Below are 1,361 nucleotides of genomic sequence, written 5' to 3'. Positions count from 1 at the left end.
CCCCCTTTATGGATGGCTCGCCCCTTAACTGAGCGTTGTTGCCTTACGGCAGCAGGCCGTTTGCGAAAGGAGCAAGGGTCATGGACATATCGGTTCTCGGGATTGATCTGGGCAAGAACAGCTGCAGCGTGGTCGGGCTGGATGCGACGGGCAAGGTCGTTGTGCGACGACGGATGCGGCGCGAGACAGTCATCACCTATGCGGCGAGCCTGCCGGCCTGCGTCATGGCGATGGAAGCTTGCTGCGGCGCTCATCACATGGGCCGGGCGCTGGCACGACAGGGCCATGCAGTGCGGTTGATGTCGCCGGAATATGTCCGTCCTTACGTCAAGGCGCAGAAGAACGACGATCGCGATGCCGAGGCGATCGCGGAAGCGGCGACACGCCCGACGATGCGCTTTGTGGAGCTGAAGAGCGAGGAGCAACTAGACATGCAGACGTTGCACCGCATTCGTGATCAGCTCGTCGGTGACCGTACCTCGCTGATGAACCAGATCAGAAGTCTTCTCCTCGAACGCGGCTATATCGTTCCGCAAGGGCGCGCAAAGCTTGCCGTCCGCCTTGGTGAGATGCTGGAAGGCGATGAGCCAGTGCTCGGTCCTCGCATTCACCGGCTCGTCAGCGATATGCGTCTGCGCTGGATTGCTCTCGATAAGCGAATTGCAGATCTCGATGCCGAGTTCACCGAGGCTGCTCGTTCGGATGAGCGCATGCGGCGGCTGCTGACGATTCCCGGTATTGGTGCACTCAACGCGACCGCGCTGGTGGCAGCAGTCGGAGACGCCAGAACTTTCGGCCGTGGTCGGGATCTTGCCGCCTGGCTGGGGTTGGTACCGCGGCAGGCGACCACCGGGGGCAAGCCGCGGCTGCTCGGTATCACCAAGCGCGGGAGCCGCTATCTGCGCAAGAACCTGATCCAGGGCGCCCGATCGTCGCTGCCGACGATGAGCAAGAGCGATACGCGGCTCGGCGCCTGGCTGCGGGGCTTGCTCTCGCGCTCCCACCCCAACACCGTCGTCGTGGCGCTGGCGGCCAAGATGGCGCGCATCGTCTGGGCGCTGCTGCGTCACGAACGCACCTACGAACCAATCGCGCAAGCGGCGTGAGCGAGATCGGCTGATGCGGCGTGCACCGGCCGGATGATGTCTGCGGGAGGTGAGTGATAGATGGCCTGACAGTCGACCGGTGTCCCGGAACCCTACGGCGTAAAATGGCACTCGATGCCGGCCCCTTTATGAGGACCAGGACGCGCGGATCTCCATCTTGGCCAACGGCACCATGCTGAAAGGCCGGATACGTTTTCGCAGACTGACCAGATCATCAGACACAAACCGCTTGCCGACGGGGCGAGCCATACGTTT

1 protein-coding gene is annotated in these 1,361 nt (G+C 62.9%); it reads left to right on the top strand.

Features of this window, described 5'->3' with window-relative positions; genetic code table 11:
* Positions 1 to 80 precede the first annotated feature (80 nt).
* The gene (locus K7W03_RS27445) at positions 81 to 1,106 is read left to right on the top strand and encodes an IS110 family transposase (protein WP_070156256.1); all 1,026 of its coding nucleotides are present in this window, start codon (positions 81 to 83) and stop codon (positions 1,104 to 1,106) included.
* Positions 1,107 to 1,361: the final 255 nt, after the last annotated feature.

The organism is Sphingobium sp. PNB, from assembly GCF_019873065.1.
In the GTDB taxonomy this organism is placed as follows: Bacteria; Pseudomonadota; Alphaproteobacteria; order Sphingomonadales; family Sphingomonadaceae; genus Sphingobium; species Sphingobium fuliginis.
This window is presented reverse-complemented; position numbering and strand designations above follow the sequence as displayed.